At 60.8% G+C, this 19,849-nt stretch carries 18 protein-coding genes; 5 read left to right on the top strand and 13 right to left on the bottom strand.

Going from position 1 to position 19,849, the window contains the following annotated elements:
* Positions 1-125: 125 nt before the first annotated feature.
* The 4 genes from rpoD to LUA85_RS09930 form a co-directional block, all read right to left on the bottom strand.
* Positions 126-2,129 carry an RNA polymerase sigma factor RpoD gene (gene rpoD / locus LUA85_RS09945; protein ID WP_231469230.1) on the bottom strand — a complete coding sequence of 668 codons (2,004 nt, stop codon included), beginning with the start codon at positions 2,127-2,129 and terminating at the stop codon, positions 126-128.
* A gap of 61 nt (positions 2,130-2,190) precedes the next feature.
* Entirely contained in the window at positions 2,191-4,038 is a 1,848-nt protein-coding gene (gene dnaG / locus LUA85_RS09940) for a DNA primase (RefSeq protein ID WP_371823720.1), read from the bottom strand.
* Positions 4,039-4,055: 17 nt separating this feature from the next.
* Complete coding sequence (locus tag LUA85_RS09935; RefSeq protein ID WP_231469226.1) at positions 4,056-4,523, bottom strand: endonuclease domain-containing protein; 468 nt, start codon at positions 4,521-4,523, stop codon at positions 4,056-4,058.
* Positions 4,524-4,569: 46 nt separating this feature from the next.
* Positions 4,570-5,025, bottom strand: a complete 456-nt coding sequence (locus LUA85_RS09930) for a GatB/YqeY domain-containing protein (RefSeq protein ID WP_231469224.1) — start codon at positions 5,023-5,025, stop codon at positions 4,570-4,572.
* A gap of 162 nt (positions 5,026-5,187) precedes the next feature.
* On the opposite strand from LUA85_RS09930, the gene carA reads away from it, so the two are divergent.
* The 4 genes from carA to greA all read left to right on the top strand — a co-directional run bounded on the left by carA (position 5,188) and on the right by greA (position 10,972).
* The gene (gene carA / locus LUA85_RS09925) at positions 5,188-6,366 is read left to right on the top strand and encodes a glutamine-hydrolyzing carbamoyl-phosphate synthase small subunit (RefSeq protein ID WP_231469222.1); all 1,179 of its coding nucleotides are present in this window, start codon (positions 5,188-5,190) and stop codon (positions 6,364-6,366) included.
* On the top strand, positions 6,363-7,040 hold the full coding sequence (locus LUA85_RS09920) for a hypothetical protein (protein WP_231469220.1): 678 nt from the start codon (positions 6,363-6,365) through the stop codon (positions 7,038-7,040). Before carA ends, LUA85_RS09920 begins: the two co-directional genes overlap by 4 nt.
* Positions 7,040-10,363, top strand: coding sequence for a carbamoyl-phosphate synthase large subunit (gene carB, locus LUA85_RS09915; RefSeq protein WP_231469218.1), 3,324 nt, complete (start codon positions 7,040-7,042; stop codon positions 10,361-10,363). Before LUA85_RS09920 ends, carB begins: the two co-directional genes overlap by 1 nt.
* 132 nt (positions 10,364-10,495) lie before the next feature.
* Complete coding sequence (gene greA / locus LUA85_RS09910) at positions 10,496-10,972, top strand: transcription elongation factor GreA (RefSeq protein WP_231469216.1); 477 nt, start codon at positions 10,496-10,498, stop codon at positions 10,970-10,972.
* 222 nt (positions 10,973-11,194) lie between these two features.
* Here the strand turns inward: greA and LUA85_RS09905 are convergent, their stop codons facing one another.
* The 5 genes from LUA85_RS09905 to LUA85_RS09885 all read right to left on the bottom strand — a co-directional run bounded on the left by LUA85_RS09905 (position 11,195) and on the right by LUA85_RS09885 (position 13,234).
* On the bottom strand, positions 11,195-11,416 hold the full coding sequence (locus tag LUA85_RS09905) for a DUF4170 domain-containing protein (protein ID WP_231469215.1): 222 nt from the start codon (positions 11,414-11,416) through the stop codon (positions 11,195-11,197).
* Between the two features lie 107 nt (positions 11,417-11,523).
* Positions 11,524-11,988: a hypothetical protein gene (locus LUA85_RS09900; RefSeq protein WP_231469213.1), complete on the bottom strand. Its 465-nt coding sequence runs from the start codon at positions 11,986-11,988 to the stop codon at positions 11,524-11,526.
* Between the two features lies 1 nt (position 11,989).
* Complete coding sequence (locus LUA85_RS09895) at positions 11,990-12,274, bottom strand: hypothetical protein (RefSeq protein ID WP_231469211.1); 285 nt, start codon at positions 12,272-12,274, stop codon at positions 11,990-11,992.
* Positions 12,271-12,654 carry a phage holin family protein gene (locus LUA85_RS09890; protein WP_231469210.1) on the bottom strand — a complete coding sequence of 128 codons (384 nt, stop codon included), beginning with the start codon at positions 12,652-12,654 and terminating at the stop codon, positions 12,271-12,273. The genes LUA85_RS09895 and LUA85_RS09890 overlap by 4 nt, the downstream gene beginning before the upstream one ends.
* A 31-nt stretch (positions 12,655-12,685) precedes the next feature.
* Complete coding sequence (locus tag LUA85_RS09885; RefSeq protein ID WP_231469208.1) at positions 12,686-13,234, bottom strand: hypothetical protein; 549 nt, start codon at positions 13,232-13,234, stop codon at positions 12,686-12,688.
* A gap of 214 nt (positions 13,235-13,448) precedes the next feature.
* Here LUA85_RS09885 and eno point away from each other — a divergent pair, with 214 nt between their 5' ends.
* Positions 13,449-14,735 carry a phosphopyruvate hydratase gene (gene eno / locus LUA85_RS09880; protein WP_231469206.1) on the top strand — a complete coding sequence of 429 codons (1,287 nt, stop codon included), beginning with the start codon at positions 13,449-13,451 and terminating at the stop codon, positions 14,733-14,735.
* 65 nt (positions 14,736-14,800) lie between these two features.
* Here the strand turns inward: eno and LUA85_RS09875 are convergent, their stop codons facing one another.
* From LUA85_RS09875 to otsB, 4 genes are all read right to left on the bottom strand, one after another.
* A complete protein-coding gene (locus tag LUA85_RS09875; protein ID WP_231469204.1) occupies positions 14,801-15,337 on the bottom strand; it encodes a MarR family transcriptional regulator in 537 nt (178 codons plus the stop codon).
* A gap of 437 nt (positions 15,338-15,774) precedes the next feature.
* Entirely contained in the window at positions 15,775-17,181 is a 1,407-nt protein-coding gene (locus LUA85_RS09870; RefSeq protein WP_231469202.1) for a trehalose-6-phosphate synthase, read from the bottom strand.
* On the bottom strand, positions 17,178-18,962 hold the full coding sequence (locus tag LUA85_RS09865; protein WP_231469200.1) for a glycoside hydrolase family 15 protein: 1,785 nt from the start codon (positions 18,960-18,962) through the stop codon (positions 17,178-17,180). Before LUA85_RS09865 ends, LUA85_RS09870 begins: the two co-directional genes overlap by 4 nt.
* Positions 18,959-19,642: a trehalose-phosphatase gene (gene otsB / locus LUA85_RS09860; RefSeq protein ID WP_371823719.1), complete on the bottom strand. Its 684-nt coding sequence runs from the start codon at positions 19,640-19,642 to the stop codon at positions 18,959-18,961. Before otsB ends, LUA85_RS09865 begins: the two co-directional genes overlap by 4 nt.
* Positions 19,643-19,849: the final 207 nt, after the last annotated feature.

Raw genomic sequence — 19,849 nt, 5'->3', positions numbered from 1 at the left:
CGCCGCTGCGACAGTGCCCGATCGGGCGCATGGTAACAGGTGTGACGGTCTGTTTTGCGTGAGCCATGGAAAAGGGCGGCGGAAACGCGTTCCACCGCCCTTTCGAATATGCTTCGGTGCTGTGCTTACTGATCCAGGAACGAGCGCATCTTGCGGCTGCGGCTTGGGTGCTTGAGCTTGCGCAGCGCCTTGGCTTCGATCTGGCGGATGCGTTCGCGGGTAACCGAGAACTGCTGGCCGACTTCTTCGAGCGTATGATCGGTGTTCATGCCGATGCCGAAGCGCATGCGCAGCACACGTTCTTCGCGTGGCGTCAGGCTGGCAAGGACGCGGGTGACCGTTTCCTTGAGGTTCGCCTGAATTGCCGCATCCACCGGGATGATCGCGTTCTTGTCCTCGATGAAATCGCCCAGGTGCGAATCTTCCTCGTCGCCAATCGGCGTTTCGAGAGAGATTGGCTCCTTGGCGATTTTCATCACCTTGCGCACTTTTTCGAGCGGCATCGACAGGCGCTCGGCCATTTCTTCCGGCGTCGGTTCGCGGCCCTGCTCGTGCAGGAACTGGCGGCTGGTGCGGACCAGCTTGTTGATCGTCTCGATCATGTGCACCGGAATGCGGATCGTGCGCGCCTGATCCGCGATGGACCGCGTGATGGCCTGCCTGATCCACCATGTGGCATAAGTGCTGAACTTGTAACCTCGGCGGTACTCGAACTTGTCGACCGCCTTCATCAACCCGATGTTGCCTTCCTGAATAAGATCAAGGAATTGCAGGCCACGGTTGGTGTACTTCTTGGCGATCGATATCACCAGACGCAGGTTCGCTTCGACCATTTCCTTCTTGGCGATGCGCGCCTCGCGCTCACCCTTCTGGACCATGTTGACGATACGGCGGAATTCACCGAGTGACATGCCGGTGGCAGCCGCAATATCAGCAATCTCGGCACGAATGCGCTCAACCGGTTCGGCCTCGTTGGTGGCAAAGGCTGCCCACTTCTTGTCGCGCGTGGCAAGGCTTTGCAGCCAGCCATCGTCAAGCTCGCGCCCGACATACATGTCGAGAAAGTCCTTGCGCGGCACCTTGTGACGTTCAGCCAGGCGCAGCATCTGGCCGCCCAGCGTGGTCAGGCGACGATTGAAGGCATAGAGATTGTCGACCAGGTATTCGATCTTCGACGCGTGGAACTGAACCGATTCCACTTGCGCGGTCAGGTCTTCGCGCAGCTTCTGGTACTGCGTTTCGCGTGTGCCCGGAAAATCGTTGCCGAGGCCAAGCGCGTCAAGCCGTTCGCCCTGAATCTTTTCAAAGGCACGAAACAGCGCGGTGATTTCGGCAAAGCGTTCAAGCGCGGCCGGTTTCAGCTGCGCTTCCATCTGCGCGAGGCTGAGGGTGTTGTCCTCTTCCTCTTCTTCGGCAGGACGGGCGCGGCGTTCGCGCAACTCGTCGTCCTCGTCATCGGCCGCGACTTCTTCCTCGACGTCCTCTTCTTCCTTGAAGGTAGGACCGGCGGTAGCCTCGCTGATTTCCGGCTCGCCGGTTTCCTCACCGTCTTCGGACAGGGCTTCGGGCGCGGGTTCCTTCGAAAGCATCGCGTCGAGATCGAGAATCTCGCGCAGTTGCATTTCACCGGCATTGAGCGCGTCTGACCACTGGATGATCGCGTGGAAGGTGATCGGGCTTTCGCACAGGCCCATGATCATGGTGTCGCGCCCGGCTTCGATGCGCTTGGCGATGGCGATTTCGCCCTCGCGGCTCAAAAGCTCGACCGCGCCCATTTCGCGCAAGTACATCCGCACCGGATCGTCGGTACGCTCGATGGTTTCCTTGCGCTTTTCGACGACCGGGCGGTCGTCCATCCCGGTTTCAGGCTCATCCTGATCGTCGGGTTCCTTGTCTTCGGGATCGGTATTGTCTTCATCGGTTTCGACGATGTTGACGCCCATTTCCGAAATCGCGGCCATGATGTCCTCGATCTGTTCGGAAGACATCTGGTCCTGAGGCAGGGCCTCGTTCAATTCGTCATAGGTGATGATGCCGCGCCGCTTGGCGCGGGCGATCAGCTTTTTCACCGAAGCATCGTTGAGATCAATCAGCGGAGCGTCGCCGTCGGTCTTGTCGTTTGAAGCCATTTAACCCCGGTACCACCATCTAGAGCCGGGCCTGACTGACCCGAAGTGCGTGTGACTATAATTATAACGCAGCGCGAGCACGGCCCATCTGCCCCAAACGGGCAAGCAATGCCAGCCTTCGCTGCAACAATCGTTGCTGTTCGGCAAAACTATCGTCGGAAAACGCCGTTTCGTGGGCTTGCGTTGCTGCTGCAAGCGCTTCTTCGACGGCCGGCAATTCCACCAGCAGCGATACGGCTTCGGCCAGTTCGTCCGATGCCTGCCCGCTTTCGCCAGCCGAAAAGCCGAATCGCATCCCGGCGTAGTCCTGTGCCGACGGGGGCCGAAGCCCACGTTCGATCAATATGGGTTCGAGGCTGGCGGATTCAAGCGTTTGCGCATCATCGGCCATCGCCAGAAGCGCATCGAGCAGCGCCGCCGTCCTGCTATCTTCCGGCTGAAGCCGGGCGAGCGATTCGACATGGCGCGAAATCTGGCCGGGGTGACGGACCAGTCCGGCCAGGACCGCACTGAGCAGGATGGTGCTTGGCCCATTGCCGACCTTCAGCATCCGCGCCTTGTCATCGGCTCCCAGCGGCGGCGGAGCGGGCTTCCACGGTCCTTTGCCCTGATTGCCGCGGGACTGCCCCCCCGTGCGCGGCTGGAATGGCGCGCGCTCCTTGCGGGCAAAGGCGAGTTCGCCGAATCGCTCGGTCAATTCACGGCGATAGAGCGATTTGATATCCGGGTGCTGGATCGTTTCGCAATGGGCAAGCAGCCGCGCCTTCAGGCCGGCCTTGTCCTCTGGCGTGGCGAGGGGCAGGGCGTCGCGCTCCACCTGCCACAGCACATCGACAAGGCTGCGCGCCTCATTCAGCAGTGCTTCCATGGCGGGCGGGCCGTCGCGTTTCAGAACATCGTCGGGATCCATGCCCTTGGGCAGGGTCGCGATGCGCAGCGAGTGACCGGGGCGCAGCATGGGCAGGGCGCGGGTAATGGCGCGCATCGCCGCGCGCTGGCCCGCTGCATCGCCGTCGAAACAGAGCGTCGGCGTTTCCACCAGCCGCCACAACCGTTCGATCTGGTGTTCGGTAAGCGCGGTGCCGAGCGGGGCGACCGCTTCGCCAATGCCCGCCGCCGCCAGCGCAACCACATCCATATAGCCTTCTACCACGACCACGCGCCCGTTTGCGCGAGAGGCGGGCGCGGCGCGGTGGAGGTTATAAACCGTGCGGCCCTTGTCGAACAGCGGCGTGTCGGGCGAGTTCAGGTACTTGGGCGCATCGGTCTTTTCGGCGCTCAGGATGCGACCGCCGAATGCGATCACCCGACCACGCGGATCAAGGATCGGCAGCATCAGCCGCCCGCGAAACCTGTCGTAAGGCTCCTTTCCCTCAACCACTATGCGCAACCCCGCTTCGATCAGCATGGCATCGGGGAAGGCGGACAGCGCCTCTTTCAGCGCAGTGCGGCTGTCCGGCGCGAACCCGAAGCCGAATTCGCGGACCACGCCCGGCGGGAACCCGCGCGAGGCCAGGTAGCGACGGGCTTGCTCGCCGCGCTCATCGGCCAGAGAGCGGACGAAGAAGTCCTGCGCCGCCGCCATCACATCATGCAGCGATTTCTGCTGCTCGGCCACCTTGGCGGCGCGGGGATCGGGGGCGGGCACGTCCATCCCCGCCTGCAAGGCCAGTTCCTTCACCGCTTCCATGAACGGCAGGCCCTGATGGTCGGTCATCCAGCGGATCACATCGCCATGCGCCCCGCAGCCGAAGCAGTGGTAGAAGCCCTTTTCATCGTTGATCGTGAAGCTGGGCGTCTTCTCGTTATGGAACGGGCAACACGCCTTGAACTCCCGCCCCGCCTTGGTCACGCGAATGCTCCGCCCGATCACGCCCGAAAGCGAGATCCGCGTGCGCAGTTCGTCCATCCATTGCGGGGTCAGGCTCACTTAACCTCCCCGTCGCGAAGCGCACGGGACCACAAACGCCCCTCCCGCCTGCGGGAGGGGCGGGGGGAGGGCATGTTATCCAACGTATCCCGAATAACCCTCAAAACGCCCTCAATATTTTTCATCACTTCATTGTTCCAGAACCGCAGCACGCGGTAGCCCTGCGATTCCAGGAAGCGGGTGCGCCTTGTATCATATTCTGTTGCGGTCGCGTGCTGTCCGCCGTCAAGTTCGATAACGAGGCGCATTTCGCGTGAGACGAAATCGCAAATGAACTGACCGACAGGGAATTGCCGGTTGAAGCGAACGCCGTTCAGTTTGCGTGCGCTAATGTAAGGCCAGAGCTTGCGTTCCGCCTCGGTGGCATTCTGGCGCAGTTCGCGGGAGCGAGCCGTGGGGCGGCTGTAGCCTTTGTCGTTCTCGCGGGACCAAGCGCGATCAAACTCGCCAGTGTTGTCCAACATGCCCTCCCCCAACCCCTCCCGCAGGCGGGAGGGGAGTTTTTGGCGTTTACCCCGCCAGCGCCGCCTTCACCAGACCGCTCGCCTTGCTCATGTCCAGTTGTGTGCCGTGCTTCGCCTTCAGCGCCGCCACCACGCGCCCCATGTCCTTCATGCCCGCCGCGCCCAGATCGGCGATCAGGGCGGCAATTGCAGCACGGGTATCGTCTTCGCTCATCTGCTGGGGCAGGAATTCCTCGATCACGGCCAGTTCAGCCTGTTCCACATCGGCCAGTTCCTGACGACCGCCCGCTTCATACATCGTGATCGATTCGCGGCGCTGCTTGGCCATTTTCTGCAGCACGTCCGTTACCAGCACGTCATCGTCGGGCAGCGCGGCGGCCGTTCGCAGTTCGATGTCCTTGTCCTTCAGCTTGGCGAGGATCAGGCGGACGGCGGCGAGGCGGGGCTTGTCGCCCGATTTCATGGCAGAAATCTGCGCGGCCTTGATGGTGTCGCGGATCATGATGACGTAATTCCTGTGAGGTTTATCCGCCCGCAAATGCGGGAAAGGCCTCATGTAGGCCAAAGTTTCGGAAATCGCTAGGTTGACGCATGGGGGACAGAGGTCTAGCAGCCGCCCCTTAGCAACATCGTCATAAACCCTGCCAACGGAGCGCCCCATATCATGGCCGACCCCGCACTTTCGCATGCGCCTAAACCAGACGGCGCAACGGGAGTCCTAGTGCTTGCGGATGGGTCTGTGGCATGGGGGCGTGGTTTCGGAGCCACCGGCTCGGCCGTGGGCGAAGTGTGCTTCAACACCGCGATCACCGGCTATCAGGAAGTGATGACCGACCCGTCCTACGCAGGCCAGGTGGTGACCTTCACGTTCCCGCACATCGGCAATGTCGGCACCAACGATGAAGACATGGAAAGCCATGACGTTCCGGGGGCGGTCGGCTGCGTGGTGCGTGAGGACGTGACCGATCCCGCTAACTTCCGCAGCGCAGGCACCTTCCAGAAGTGGATGGAAAAGCAGGGTAAGATCGGCATTGCAGGCCTCGATACCCGCGCCCTGACCCGCCGCATCCGCATGAGCGGCGCACCCAACGCAGTAATCGCGCACGACCCCAAGGGGCAGTTCGACATCCCCGCGCTGATCGAACGCGCGCGTGAATGGCCGGGCCTTGAAGGTATGGACCTCGCCCGCGTGGTCACGCGTGACGGGCAGGAAGCGTGGGAAGGCTCGGTCTGGCATCTGGGCAGGGGCTTCGGTCGCTCACCCCGCGATGCGCGCCCGCATGTGGTGGCGATGGACTTCGGCGCGAAGGACAACATCTTCCGCAACCTCGTAAAAGCAGGCGCGGCGGTGACAGTGGTCCCCGCGCAGACCTCGCTGGAGACGATCCTCGAACTGAAGCCCGATGGCGTGTTCCTGTCGAACGGTCCGGGCGATCCGGCAGCGACCGGCGCTTATGCGGTGCCGGTGATCCAGAAGCTGCTGGAGATGGACCTGCCGGTGTTCGGCATTTGCCTCGGCCACCAGATGCTTGGTCTCGCTGCTGGCGCGCGCACCACCAAGATGCACCAGGGCCATCGCGGCGCGAACCACCCGGTCAAGCGGATGGTAGACGGCGTGGTCGAGATCACCTCGATGAACCACGGCTTTGCGGTGGACAACACGGCGCTGCCAGACAGCGTGGAGGAAACCCACGTCTCGCTGTTCGACGGCTCGAACTGCGGCATCGCGGTGAAGGGCAAGCGCGCGTTCGGGGTGCAGTATCACCCTGAGGCATCGCCGGGGCCGCAGGACAGTTTCTACCTGTTCGAGAAGTTCGTGGGGATGTTGGCGGGTGGCGTATGACCTATATTCGGCAAAGCAAAATCAATACGTTGGTTTTAGCAAAATATTTTCAGATTGCCCAAACTGATCGTGCTGCAATGTGGGACGGCGGAGTTGTCGATTTTTTTGCCAAGAAAATCGGCAGACAACGCATATTGATGGCTCTAAACTCGTCGGCAGAGAGTGATTATTTGTCGGTCTACACCGATGAAGATGGTGACTCCGTGTATCAAATTACTGCAGCGGGGTATGCGGTAATTGAGGAAATGTATCTTACAAATCAATCTCAGATTCGACACTTTGTAGACACAGATTTTGAAGCATTTCTCAGTTCAGATTTTGACGAAAATGACAACGATCAGTCCACTCAGAACGCAGTTCCTGCTTCAGATCGCTTCGTTTCGATTGGTGACAATCTTCCAGGATATCAAGAAATTCTGGCGACCGTTGAAAGCGCCTCCGAAACAATCAGAGCATCTAACTCTTTGGCGGCTGAAGAACGGTCTTGGCTTCGAGTCCACATAGATCTTGGCCTAGAACTTCTCCGACGAGGTGGGACTGCGTTGCGTAGCGCACTTCGCTCTTTAATTTTTGAGCCGCTAAAAGCTGCTTTGAAAGAGACAAGTGAAGAGAATTTGCGAGCAGCGGTTCGTGCTGCATTGGAAGCTTTAAAGACATTTCTCGGGATTCAATAATGCCCAAACGCACTGACATCTCCTCGATCCTGATCATCGGCGCCGGGCCGATCATCATCGGCCAGGCTTGCGAGTTCGATTATTCGGGCACGCAGGCGGTGAAGGCTCTCAAGGAAGAGGGCTATCGCATCATCCTGGTGAACTCGAACCCCGCGACGATCATGACCGACCCGGACATGGCGCACGCGACTTATGTCGAGCCGATCACGCCTGAGATTGTCGCCCGGATCATCGAGAAGGAGCGCCCGGACGCGCTGTTGCCGACGATGGGCGGGCAGACCGCGCTGAACACCGCGCTTGCGCTGTTCAATGATGGCACGCTGGAAAAGTACGGCGTGCAGATGATCGGTGCCGATGCCGATGCGATCGACAAGGCCGAAGATCGCCAGCGCTTCCGCGAGGCGATGGACAAGATCGGGCTGGAATCGGCGCGTTCGGGCGTGGCGCATTCGGTCGAGGAAGCGCTTGTCATTCTGGAGCGCACGGGCCTTCCTTCGATCATCCGCCCCAGCTTCACCATGGGCGGTACCGGCGGCGGCATTGCCTATAACAAGGACGAATTCGTCAAGATCGTGAAGGGCGGCCTCGAAGCCAGCCCGACCACCGAAGTCCTGATCGAGGAATCGCTGCTCGGCTGGAAAGAGTACGAGATGGAGGTTGTCCGCGATAAGAACGACAACTGCATCATCATCTGCTCGATCGAGAACGTCGATCCGATGGGCGTCCATACCGGGGATTCCATCACCGTCGCTCCGGCGCTGACGCTGACCGACAAGGAATACCAGATCATGCGCAACGCCAGCATCGCGGTGCTGCGCGAGATCGGCGTTGAGACCGGCGGATCGAACGTGCAGTTCGCGGTCAACCCCGCCGACGGCCGCCTGATCGTGATCGAGATGAACCCGCGCGTGTCGCGCTCATCCGCGCTGGCATCGAAGGCCACCGGCTTCCCGATTGCCAAGGTCGCAGCCAAGCTGGCGGTTGGCTACACGCTCGACGAGATCATGAACGACATCACCGGGGCAACGCCTGCCGCGTTCGAACCGACCATCGATTATGTCGTGACCAAGATCCCGCGCTTCGCTTTTGAAAAGTTCAAGGGCGCGGAGAGCAACCTTGGCACGGCGATGAAGTCTGTCGGCGAAGTGATGGCGATTGGCCGCAACTTCAAGGAATCCATGCAGAAGGCCCTGCGTGGGCTGGAGACCGGGCTTGACGGCTTCAACCGCGTGGTCGAACTGGAAGGTGCGAGCCGGGATCAGATCAAAGCAGCGCTAAGCAAGGCCACGCCGGAGCGCATCCTGGCGATTGCGCAGGCCTTCCGCGAAGGCTTCACCGTCGATGAAGTTCACGCGGTGACGAAGTACGAACCGTGGTTCCTGCGCCATATCTGCGAGATCATCGCGGAAGAAACCGCGATCCAGCGCGATGGCCTGCCCAACGATGCCGCTGGCCTGCGCCGGTTGAAGGCGATGGGCTTTTCCGACAAGCGCCTTGCCACGCTGGCTGTGCGCTCGGTCGGTGTTGCGGGCGGACTGGGGGAGACCCAGGCCAAGCGCTCCGGCCTGCTGCACGATGTGCTGAACGCCATGGCCGGGGCCACCAGCGAGGAAGAAGTCCGCGCGCTGCGCCACAAGCTGGGCGTGCGCCCGGTGTTCAAGCGCATCGATAGCTGCGCGGCCGAGTTCGAGGCGGTGACGCCCTATATGTACTCGACTTATGAGAGCGGCCTGTTCGGCGAACCGGAGAACGAATCCGCGCCGACTGACCGGAAGAAGATCGTGATCCTGGGCGGCGGTCCGAACCGCATCGGGCAGGGCATCGAGTTCGATTACTGCTGCTGCCACGCCTGTTATGCGCTGGACGAAGCGGGGTTCGAGACCATCATGGTCAACTGCAACCCCGAAACCGTCTCGACGGACTACGACACGTCCGATCGCCTCTATTTCGAGCCGCTGACTGCCGAAGACGTGCTCGAAATCCTGGAACTGGAACAGTCGAACGGCGAACTGGTCGGCGTGATCGTGCAGTTCGGCGGTCAAACACCGCTGAAGCTGGCGCAAGCGCTGCAGGATGCGGGCATTCCGATCCTTGGCACCTCGCCTGACTCCATCGACCTTGCCGAAGACCGTGAACGCTTCGCCGCGCTGGTCAACAAGCTCGGCCTCAAGCAGCCGATGAACGGCATGGCGCGCAGCCGTGACGAAGCCGTGGCCGTTGCCGCGCGCATCGGATACCCCGTGCTGATCCGCCCCAGCTACGTTCTGGGCGGGCGCGCGATGGAGATCGTCGACAGCCAGGCGCAGCTTGACGACTATATAGCTACTGCCGTGCAGGTTTCGGGCGACAGCCCGGTGCTGATCGACCAGTATCTGCGCGATGCCATCGAATGCGATGTCGATGCCCTGGCTGATGGTGATGACGTGACCGTCGCAGGCGTGATGCAACATATCGAAGAGGCGGGCATCCATTCGGGCGACAGCGCCTGCACTCTGCCGCCTTACAGTCTGCCTGCGGACATCATCGCGGAAATGGAACGTCAGGCTATCCTGCTGGCGCGGGGCCTCAACGTGCGCGGGCTGATGAACATTCAATTCGCGATCAAGGATGGCGAGGTTTACCTGATCGAAGTGAACCCGCGCGCCAGCCGGACGGTGCCGTTTGTAGCCAAGGCTATCGGTCAGCCGATTGCCAAGTTTGCCGCGCGGATCATGGCGGGCGAAAAGCTGGCCAATCTGCCGCCGATAAAGCGCGAGATCGATTACATGGCGGTCAAGGAAGCCGTGTTCCCGTTCGCGCGCTTCCCCGGCATCGATCCGGTGCTTTCGCCAGAGATGAAATCGACCGGCGAAGTGATGGGCATCGACAGCACCTTTGCAGTGGCCTTTGCCAAGTCCCAACTGGGGGCAGGGGTAAAGCTGCCGCAGGGCGGCACGGTGTTCGTCTCGGTCAAGGATTCGGACAAGGCGATGGTCCTGCCAGCGGTCGCCAAGCTTACCGAACTGGGCTTCAGGATCGTGGCCACCGGCGGCACCGCGCGTTATCTTGCCGATGCGGGCGTGATCGTCGAGCGGGTGAACAAGGTTGCCGAAGGGCGCCCGCACATCGTGGACCGGATCATCGATGGCGATATCGCGCTGATCTTCAACACGACCGAAGGCTGGCAGAGCCACAAGGATTCGCAATCGATCCGCGCTTCGGCGCTGGCCGCGCGGGTTCCTTCGTTCACGACGGCGGCTGCTTCGGTCGCAGTGGTCGAGGCAATCGAAGCCTTGCGCTCTGCCGAACTTGAAGTGCGATCATTGCAGGACTATTATAGCTGAATGAAGTGAAAGCTCCCCGGCATCACTACACGGAAGATCCGGCCTGGCGCATGCGGCGTCGGTCGGCGGGGGTAGGTTTTCCCTGAATGCCGGCGTGGCAGGCAGGGCGCAGGACAGGAAAGAGACTGACGGATGGCGAGTGTGGAAAAGCTGCCGATGCTTGCTGCGGGCTATGAACGCCTGACCGCAGAGCTGAAAGCGCTGCGTGAAGAGCGCCCCCTGATCGTTGATGCCATCGAAGAAGCCCGCGCCCATGGTGATCTTTCCGAAAACGCGGAATATCACGCGGCCAAGGAACGCCAGGGGCAGGTCGAAGCCGCAATCGGCGATCTGGAAGACCGCGTAAGCCGCGCGCAGATCATTGATCCGACGACCCTTTCGGGCGACAAGATCATCTTCGGCGCCACGGTGACCTTGCTCGACGAAGATGACAAGCCGGTAAAATACCAGATCGTCGGACCTTATGAAGCTGACGCCAAGAATGGCATGATCAGCTACAACTCACCCTTGGGCAAGGCGCTGATCGGGCGAAAGGTGGACGAAGAAATCGAAGTGACCGTGCCGTCGGGTGACAAGTTCTACCTCGTGCAGAAGATCGAGTTCATCTGATTTCTGTTTGAGGCAGCAACGGAAAAGGCGACTATACCGTTTCCAAATGCAAGCTCTGGCTTCGTCGTTGCGAGGGTTGCGCAGCGAGACGAAGCAATCCAGAGCAACTCTGGATTGCTTCGTCGGCTTCGCCTCCTCGCAACGAGGAAGGGATGTTTGCAAACGCCATAATCGCCAAATGAAAAGGCCCCGGAGCGATCCGGGGCCTTTTCATTTTCAAGCTCACGCGACAGGCAAGTCAGGCTCAAGCAATTTGTGCATGTGGACAATCACATAGCGCATTTCGGCATCATCGACCGTGCGCTGCGCCGCGCTGCGCCAGGCATCTTCAGCCGTCGCATAATCGGGGAAAACGCCCACGATATCGATTGCCTTGAGATCGACGAATTCCAGGCCCTGCGGATCTTTGACCCGCCCGCCCATCACGAGGTGCAGCTTTTGCATTGGCGACTTTCCATTGGGGAGGATTGACTGCCTGCCCCTGACAAAAAGTCGGCGTCAGCGCAAGTCGACCAAAGGCGTATTTCGCTCCGGTCAACGAGCGTTTCTGATCAATGCTTCAATCGCGAGGCAAGTTCGGTGACCTTGCGAACGGCGATCTCACTGGCTTCGATGGCGGCAGAACGAGCCACTTCGGCCAGATCGACCGCTTTGCGCCTTGCATCGCTGCTGCCTTCCGCGATTTTGTCACCAACCGTGCTGCCCGCTTCCTCAACTTTGTGTAGCCCTTCGCGACCGGCGTTCGCAGCTTTGGACGCATAGTCTGCGGCAAACTGCCCTGCGACGGTGGCGAGACCCGCCGCACCCTTGCGCCACCGGCCGGAGGAGGGAAGGGCCTTTGCAATCAGGGCGCCCAGCAGGATGCCCGCAGCAAGAGAGGCCACCGGATGATCAGCGATCAGGGACTTCACCGAATCAACCGGACGCGCATTGGCCGTGCGTTCATCAAGGCGCGCTTTTGCCGCGGTTACCTTGTCGCGCAATTCCGGCTTTTCGGCGGGGGACTTGTTCTTCATTTCAATCTCCGGGTCGGACCGTATCACGCATCCGGGTGCCAAGGTCGATCAATTGGCCACGGAAGAGCCACCCGGTCAACATCGCCAGAATCGCGCCGACTACGGCCTTGTTTTCGATCGCAACGTCGCGAACGGTATCGATCATCTCAACGGCTTCATCCACCGCGCGTTCCTTGATCCGCGCGGGCGAAGATTCAGTTTTGGCAAGTTGCAGGTCGGCTCGGAAAATCGCCAGCGCCTCGTCGCGCAATGCCCGTGCGGTGGCGATGGTCAGCGCTTCGCTCATGCTGCCTTCTCCGTGCCAAGCAGGCCTGCCTTTGCCCGGCTCAGCCTGCGCAAGGCAAGCAGCAGGCAAAGCCCGGCCAGAATGAGCAATCCTCCGCCAACCAACGCAAGTGCGCCCCAGACCCCGACGTAAAAGGCCAGCGCCAGCAAAAGACCAACGACAATTGCTAGCAGGGTGAAGAACCCGAAAGCCAGTCCCAGGATGAGAAGCACGGCAATTGCCTTTGCCTCACCCAGGCCAAAAGCCGCCTGAGCTTTGCGATAGGCAATTTCCGCCTCGACCAGCGTCTGCCCGTCCTCGATCAACGCGCCAATCGCGTCACCGATCGAGGAAGGTTTCGGTTCTTCCGCGACCAAGGTGGGGTCGTCGATGTCAGCCATCACACTGCAATCGCTGCTGCGTTCGGCCGGTTCAGTCGTCCGATCCACCCGAAAGCAACTTTGCAATCGCAAATCCCGCCACGGCTGCAATGCCAATGGCAACGCCGGGGCTTTTCTGGACAAATTGCTTCACATCATCGCCGAGTTCGCCCAGATCCTTGGCTTCGAGCTTCGCCGCTGTTTCCTGGATCGAACGTGCTGCGGTCCGGGCATAGTCGCCATATTGCACGCCGAGCTTTTCGTCGATCGTCGCGGCATTGTCGGAAATGGTCTTGCCCAGCGTACTCAGCGCGTCGCTGGCCTTCGCCTTGCCTTCAACTGCAAGGGCGGCACCCTTTTCCTTCGCCTGGCCAGCGTAGGACTTCGCCTCGCCCATCCAGTCGGTCGCCGTGTCGCTGACTTTCGCCTTGTAGGCCGCGCCCTTGTCAATCGCTTCGCCCTTCAGGGCTTCGGCACCGGCCTTGGCTTCTTCGATCGCCTTGGTGAAGCGGCCCTTGGCGCTCACGTCGTCTGTGTCGGATACTGCGGCAGCAGCGGTAATGTCGGTTGCGTCTGCGGGGGTCAAAGTCTTGTTGGCCATTGTAGAGTTCCCTTCGGCATGTCGCGCGGCTGTTGCCAACACGATATGGGCAGTTCGCGCCATCTTGCTAGACCCTTTACCACAAAGGCAAGGGGTATGGTTGCGGTTCGTCCAATTCGTGCATCAACGCGGCTTGCCTGCCGGGGTTCCAGCCGATAGGAGCGCGGGCAAACCTTGGCGCCGGGAACCCCCGCCGCCCCGCAGGGAGCAGACCATGACCGCGATCATCGACATCCATGCACGTGAAATCCTAGACAGTCGTGGAAATCCCACCGTCGAAGTCGACATCTTGCTGGAAGACGGAAGCTTCGGCCGTGCCGCCGTACCATCGGGCGCATCGACGGGCGCGCATGAGGCGGTCGAACTGCGCGATGGCGACAAGGCCCGATATCTTGGCAAGGGTGTGACCAAGGCGGTAACCGCAGTCAATTCCGACATTGCCGAAGCCATTGTCGGAATGGACGCCGAAGACCAGCGCGACATCGATCTTGCGATGATCGAGCTTGACGGCACCGAGAACAAGAGCCGTCTTGGCGCAAACGCCATCCTTGGCACCAGCCTTGCGATCGCCAAGGCCGCAGCCGATGCGCGTGGCCTGCCGCTTTACAGCTATGTCGGTGGCGTTTCCGCCCACGTTCTGCCGGTGCCGATGATGAACATCATCAACGGTGGCGAACATGCCGACAACCCGATCGACTTCCAGGAATTCATGATCATGCCAGTCGGCGCGCCGACCTTGGCAGAGGCCGTGCGCTGGGGCGCAGAAGTTTTCCACACGCTCAAGAAGGGCCTGCATGAAAAGGGCCTCGCCACTGCCGTTGGCGATGAAGGCGGGTTTGCGCCCAATCTTGCCAGCACGCGCGATGCACTCGATTTCGTGATGGCCTCGATCGAAAAGGCAGGGTTCAAGCCGGGCGTGGACATGATGCTGGCGCTCGATTGCGCCGCCACCGAATTCTTCAAGGGCGGCAAGTACGAAATCAGCGGCGAAGGCCTCTCGCTCTCGCCTGATGCCATGGCCGATTACCTTGCCGCACTGTGCGACGCTTATCCGATCATCTCCATTGAGGACGGCATGGGTGAGGACGATTTCGAAGGCTGGGCCGCACTGACCGCCAAGGTTGGCAAGCGCGTACAGCTGGTCGGCGACGATCTGTTCGTCACGAATCCCAAGCGCCTTGAAATGGGTATCGGCAAGGGGCTGGCCAACTCCCTTCTGGTCAAGGTCAACCAGATTGGCACCCTGACGGAAACGCTGGAAGCGGTCAGCATCGCGCAGCGCAACGGCTATACGGCCGTGATGTCGCACCGCTCCGGCGAAACCGAGGATGCGACCATCGCCGACCTGGCGGTTGCCACCAACTGCGGCCAGATCAAGACCGGATCGCTCGCACGATCTGACCGGCTTGCAAAGTACAACCAGCTCATCCGCATCGAAGAAGAACTGGGCAATTCGGCGCGTTATGCCGGCAAGGCGGCCTTCGGTCGCCTCAGCTTCTGACGCATTTCGGACTGGATGGGAGGAGGGCGGTGAAGAGTGGCCGCCCTTTCTGATTCAGCAGCGCGTCAGGCACCCGAAGCCATGCGCAACGCGGGCGCTTCGATCCGCTCGTCCTGACGCATGTCGCTGGCGACATGGGTGAAATAGGCCACCATCTTTTCATAACCGTCCGCCGAAAGCCGCACAAATACGCGACGCGCGTCAGCGGTGTCATTTTCGCGCAGGATCAGGCCCTTTTCTTCCAGCACGGTCAACCAGCGCAGCGCAGTCGTGGCAGGTACGGCCGCGCCGATGCAGGCGCTGGTCACCGGCAGACGCTTGCGTTCCTTCGCGGCGATGAACAGGTCGAGCAGAATGTCCCACGCAGGCTCTCCGAACAAGGTGGGATCGCCGAACACGTCGGAACGATGCCTGCGTTCCCGATAGACCGAGCGGGCCACTTCCGCCCACGCCGGGCTGTCCTTTGCGTTGTGCGGAACCGTCAATTCGTCCGGCGCGCGATCATCGCCGATGCCAAGTTCAAGTTCATGGGCGATCGCAAGCAGTTCGTTTGCAGCGGCGATCAATCTGCGTGCTTTGGCCTTTAGCTGATCCTTGCTCATCCGTCGGCACCCCCGTTAGCTTTACAAACGCCGTTCCCCTCCGGCGTTCTGCAAGTGTTCATCTGCCAACCTACGGTGCTTAACTATTCGGTTAATTGCTAAGTAGATGCCCCTATCCAGGTGGACGGCTCAATAAATATTATTATAAATCAATATTATATTGAAAGGCCGCCTTCTTCGGATAGCGAAAACTGCCAAACTGGACGGGATTGTCTCAGTTCTGGCGAGTGCTGCGGCCTGTTCCAGTTCGGGCGAGGACACCTTCAGGCACAGGCGCTGGATCGAACAACCGCACTTCAAGATCGCGCCAGCGCGACCTAGGCTTCGAGATAAAGCGCTTTGCCGCCAAAAGCTTTGCTGGCAGGGGTCGATGTGGCGCGCGATCAGCTGCGTTGGGATATGAAAGGCATTCCCCATGTCAGAAGGAACCGCGATGATCAGGAATAACCATGCATCGCATCGTTCAGGGTACATTTGCGAACATCGCATTCCTGCAACGTATCTGTAAATCGCTTCGACCACCACATCACGTCGTTCTCTTCAACGCCCTGCATGAGCGCGCGCCAGCGCCGGATACGTTCGTCGCGCGGCATCGTGATTGCGCGGACGAGCGCGTCGGAAATCTCCTCGGCGCTGTGGGGATTGACCAGCAGCGCTTCGGTCATCTGTTCGGCCGCACCGGCAAAACGCGAAAGTATCAGGACGCCGGGATCTTCGGGATCCTGCGCGGCCACATATTCCTTGGCGACAAGGTTCATGCCATCGCGCAACGGAGTCACCAGACCGACCTTGCTCGCCCGATAAACCCCGGCGAGCATGTCGCGCGTGTAGCCCTGGTTGACATAACGGATCGGCACCCAGTCGAGACCGGCATGAGCGCCGTTGATCCGTCCGGCCAGCCCTTCGAGCGCGCTGCGAATGCGCTGGTAGCTGTCGACCGTGCCGCGCGATGGCGGCGCAATCTGGAGAAGCGTGACTTCCTTGCGCTCTTCGGGATGCTCGGTCAGGAACCTTTCATAGCCCAGAAAGCGCTCCTCCAGCCCCTTGGAATAGTCAAGCCGGTCCACCCCGACGATCATCGTGCGGCCGACCGCGCTGTGCCTTACGCGTTCGTAGGTTTCCCTGGCTTTGTCACTGGCGGCCAGGGCTGCGAATTCCTTGGCATCTATGCCGGCCGGGCATGCGATCAGCCGCACACGGCGCCCTCCAACTGCAAGTAGGCCATCGTCGTCGATCGTTCCGCCCAGTTCATGGGTCACGTAATCGCAGAACGATTGCAGCCACTCATCGGTATGAAAGCCGATCAGGTCATAGGCAAGCAGGCCCTCGGTCAGCGCTCGCGCCTCTGGCAGGGTTGCCAGAAGCCGACGCGGCGGCCACGGGATATGCAGGAAAAAGCCGATGCGGTTCTGTAGACCGCGCTTGCGCAGTTCCCTGCCCAGCGGAAACATGTGGTAATCCTGCACCCAGACAAGATCGTCGGATTCGATCAGCGGAAGCACGGTATCGGCAAATCGTTCGTTCGCGCGCTGGTAACCATCGGCAAAGCTGCGTTCGTATTCGGCAAGATCGATACGATAATGGAACAGCGGCCACAGTGTGAGGTTGGCGTAGCCGTTGTAGTATTCATCGATGTCCTGTTCCTCAAGGTCAACTGTGGCGGTGGTGACGCCATCGATGCGCTCAAGGTTGATGTGTCCGGTAAATTCGCTGGTCTCGTTGCCCGACCATCCGAACCATATGCCGCCATGTTCGCGCAGCGCGGCCGAAAGCGCGACAGCGAGGCCTCCCTGCGCGCCGCCGCCCGTACTTACGCGGTTGGATATGACTATGAGCCTGCTCATCGTACGCTGTTCCAGGGCTTGCTCAGCAGACCGGCACAATTGATCAGGCCGACAAGTGAGTAGGTTTGCGGATAATTGCCCCAGAGTTCGCCGCTCAGGGGGTCGATGTCTTCGGACAGCAGGCCTGCCTGTGTGCGTCGGCTCAGCATTTCTTCGTAAAGCGTCCGGGCTTCTGCACTGCGGCCGGTAAGGTGCAGGGCTTCGATCAACCAGAAGGTGCACACGTTGAACGCGGTTTCCGGCAGACCGAAGTCGTCCTCGGTGGCATAGCGCAGCATGTGCGATCCGCGGCGCAAGCCACTTTCGATTGCCTCCAGCGACGAGATGAAGCGCGGATCATCGGGCGCAAGGAAGCGCAAGTCGAGCAACTGGATGACGCTGGCATCGAGATCGTCGCCGGAGAAGGTAGCCGACATGCGCTGGGTTTCCGGGCGCCATGCCTCCTCTTCGATACGCGTTCGGATCGCGGCGGCGCGCTCGCCCCAGAAGGCTGCACGCTCGTCCAGGCCAAGCGCCTGTGCGGCGTTGCCCAGCCGGTCGCAAGCGGCCCAGCACATTGCTGCCGAATAGGTGTGGACCGACTGGCGCGTACGCAGTTCCCATAGTCCGGCGTCGGGCTTGTCGAACAGCGCCCACGCCCGTTCACCGACCTTTTCCAGCGCTTCGAAATCGGCAAGGCCCGACATGCGCAGCAGGCGCTGGTCAAGGAACCCTTGGGTGTTTGACAGCACGATCTGGCCGTAGGCGTCGTGCTGGACCTGGGAATAGGCGGCATTGCCCACCCGCACAGGCCCCATGCCGCGATAGCCGGGCAGGTTTTCGGCAATCCGCTCATCCAGCGTTGCTTCGCCAAGAACGCCGTAAAGTGGCTGGATATGCCCGCCGCGGGCATCGTCGACAATGTTGCGCAAATAGCCGAGATAGCCTTCGAGCACATCGAGCGCACCCAGTCGGTTCAGCGCCTGCACGGTGTAATAGGCATCGCGGATCCAGCAGTAGCGGTAGTCCCAGTTGCGCTGCGAACCGGCGTGTTCGGGGATAGAGGTGGTCAGTGCCGCCACGATCGCGCCGGTTTCCTCATGCTGGCACAGTTTGAGCGTGATCGCCGAGCGGATCACCACGTCCTGCCATTCGACCGGGGTGGCCAGCCCGCGCACCCATTCGCGCCATTCGGCGGTCGTTGCGTCGAGCATCTGGTCAAGCGTTTCGGCAAGGTCCCCGGCAAAGCTTTCGTCCGGTCCAAGAAAGAAGTGGTGCGCCTGTTCGACGCGAAACACTCGTTCTTCGGCGACCAGCCCGACCGGCGCGGATGTGGTCAACCGCATCGTCATCGTGCCTGACAGGTAACGGATGTGGTTGGATCCGCCTGCGCTTATGGTGCATGTGCTGCCCCAGCCGCAGGTCGGTCGCAATCGCACCCGGATGCGCGGCGATCCGGCAATCGGGCGTACGATCCGCGCGAACGCCATGGGGCGATACGTGCGGCCATTGCGTCTGAAATAGGGGCAGAAGTCGACGATCTCGATCTCGCCTCCCGCAGCATCGCGATGACGTGTCACCAGGATCGGCGTGTTGCGCAGATAGGCCTGTGTCGTTTCGACACCATCTTCGATATCGATCGCCCAAAAGCCGCCGGCAGGATCGTCTCCCCCCAGCAATGCCGAAAAGAACGGGTCACCATCGACCCGCGGCACACAGCCCCACACCAGTTGCCCGGCAGTATCGATGAGCGCCGAGACCTGACAATTGCCGATCGGCCACAAGTCGAGCGAAACTGTCATTGCAAAGTGCTCCAAAGCCATTGGCGAAGCCCGCCTGGCGATGGCAGGCCGAAGTGTGCGGCAGTGGGACGAGGGTCTCCAACGAGGATGGCATGACCGCCAAGGGCATCCACGGCCTCGAAACCGGGCTCATCCGTCAGATCGTCGCCCGCGAAAACCGGGATCGTGTTTGCCATGGGCGCGCGGGACATCATCGCGCGGATCGCGCTGCCCTTGTCGCCAATGCCGACGCGCAGTTCCACCATCATCTTGCCGTGCTGCAAGTACAGGCCACGTTGTCCGGCCAGTTGCCTTGCCAGCGCCACCGCGGCCGTCTCGGCTTGTGGAAACAAGCGATAATGCAGCGCAACGCCAAGGCTCTTTTCCTCAACCAGAACGCCGGAACGGTTGTGTGCGAAAGCGTGGAATCGCGTGGCTACGTCATCAAGCGCACTTGGCCTGTCGGGCGTTACGGTTACACCCTGCCAGCGGTGTTCGCAGCCATGGCTACCTGAAATTGCAAGGTTTTTTGCCGAAACACCCAGTATTCCATCGATCTGTTCAAGAGAACGACCGCTGACCACCGCCATTCGGCCATCAAGACGGTTTGCAAGCTGTGTCAGCAGCGATTGCATATCAGAATCGGCAGACACATCGTCGGGCCGATCGACGAGATCGAACAGGGTGCCGTCAAGATCCAGAAAGAGCGTGGCGTTATCGAGCAGCGTCGGGGGAGGAGAGGGTAAAAGGGTTTCAGAATTCCCGATCTTTCGTCTCCTGCGAGCTATTTCTGCGCATAATGTCGCGCCCGGACCTTTCGGGAACCTTGGTGCCGCGTGTTTGGTTCCCGCCATCGTCAAAAGGTGGGCCGTTTTGGCCAATGCGCTTCGATCAGCGAATGTCCGCGC

The sequence above is a fragment of the Novosphingobium sp. CECT 9465 genome, assembly GCF_920987055.1.
In the GTDB taxonomy this organism is placed as follows: Bacteria; Pseudomonadota; Alphaproteobacteria; order Sphingomonadales; family Sphingomonadaceae; genus Novosphingobium.
Note: the sequence above shows the minus strand (reverse complement) of the source record. Positions and strands in the feature narration are given on the sequence as shown.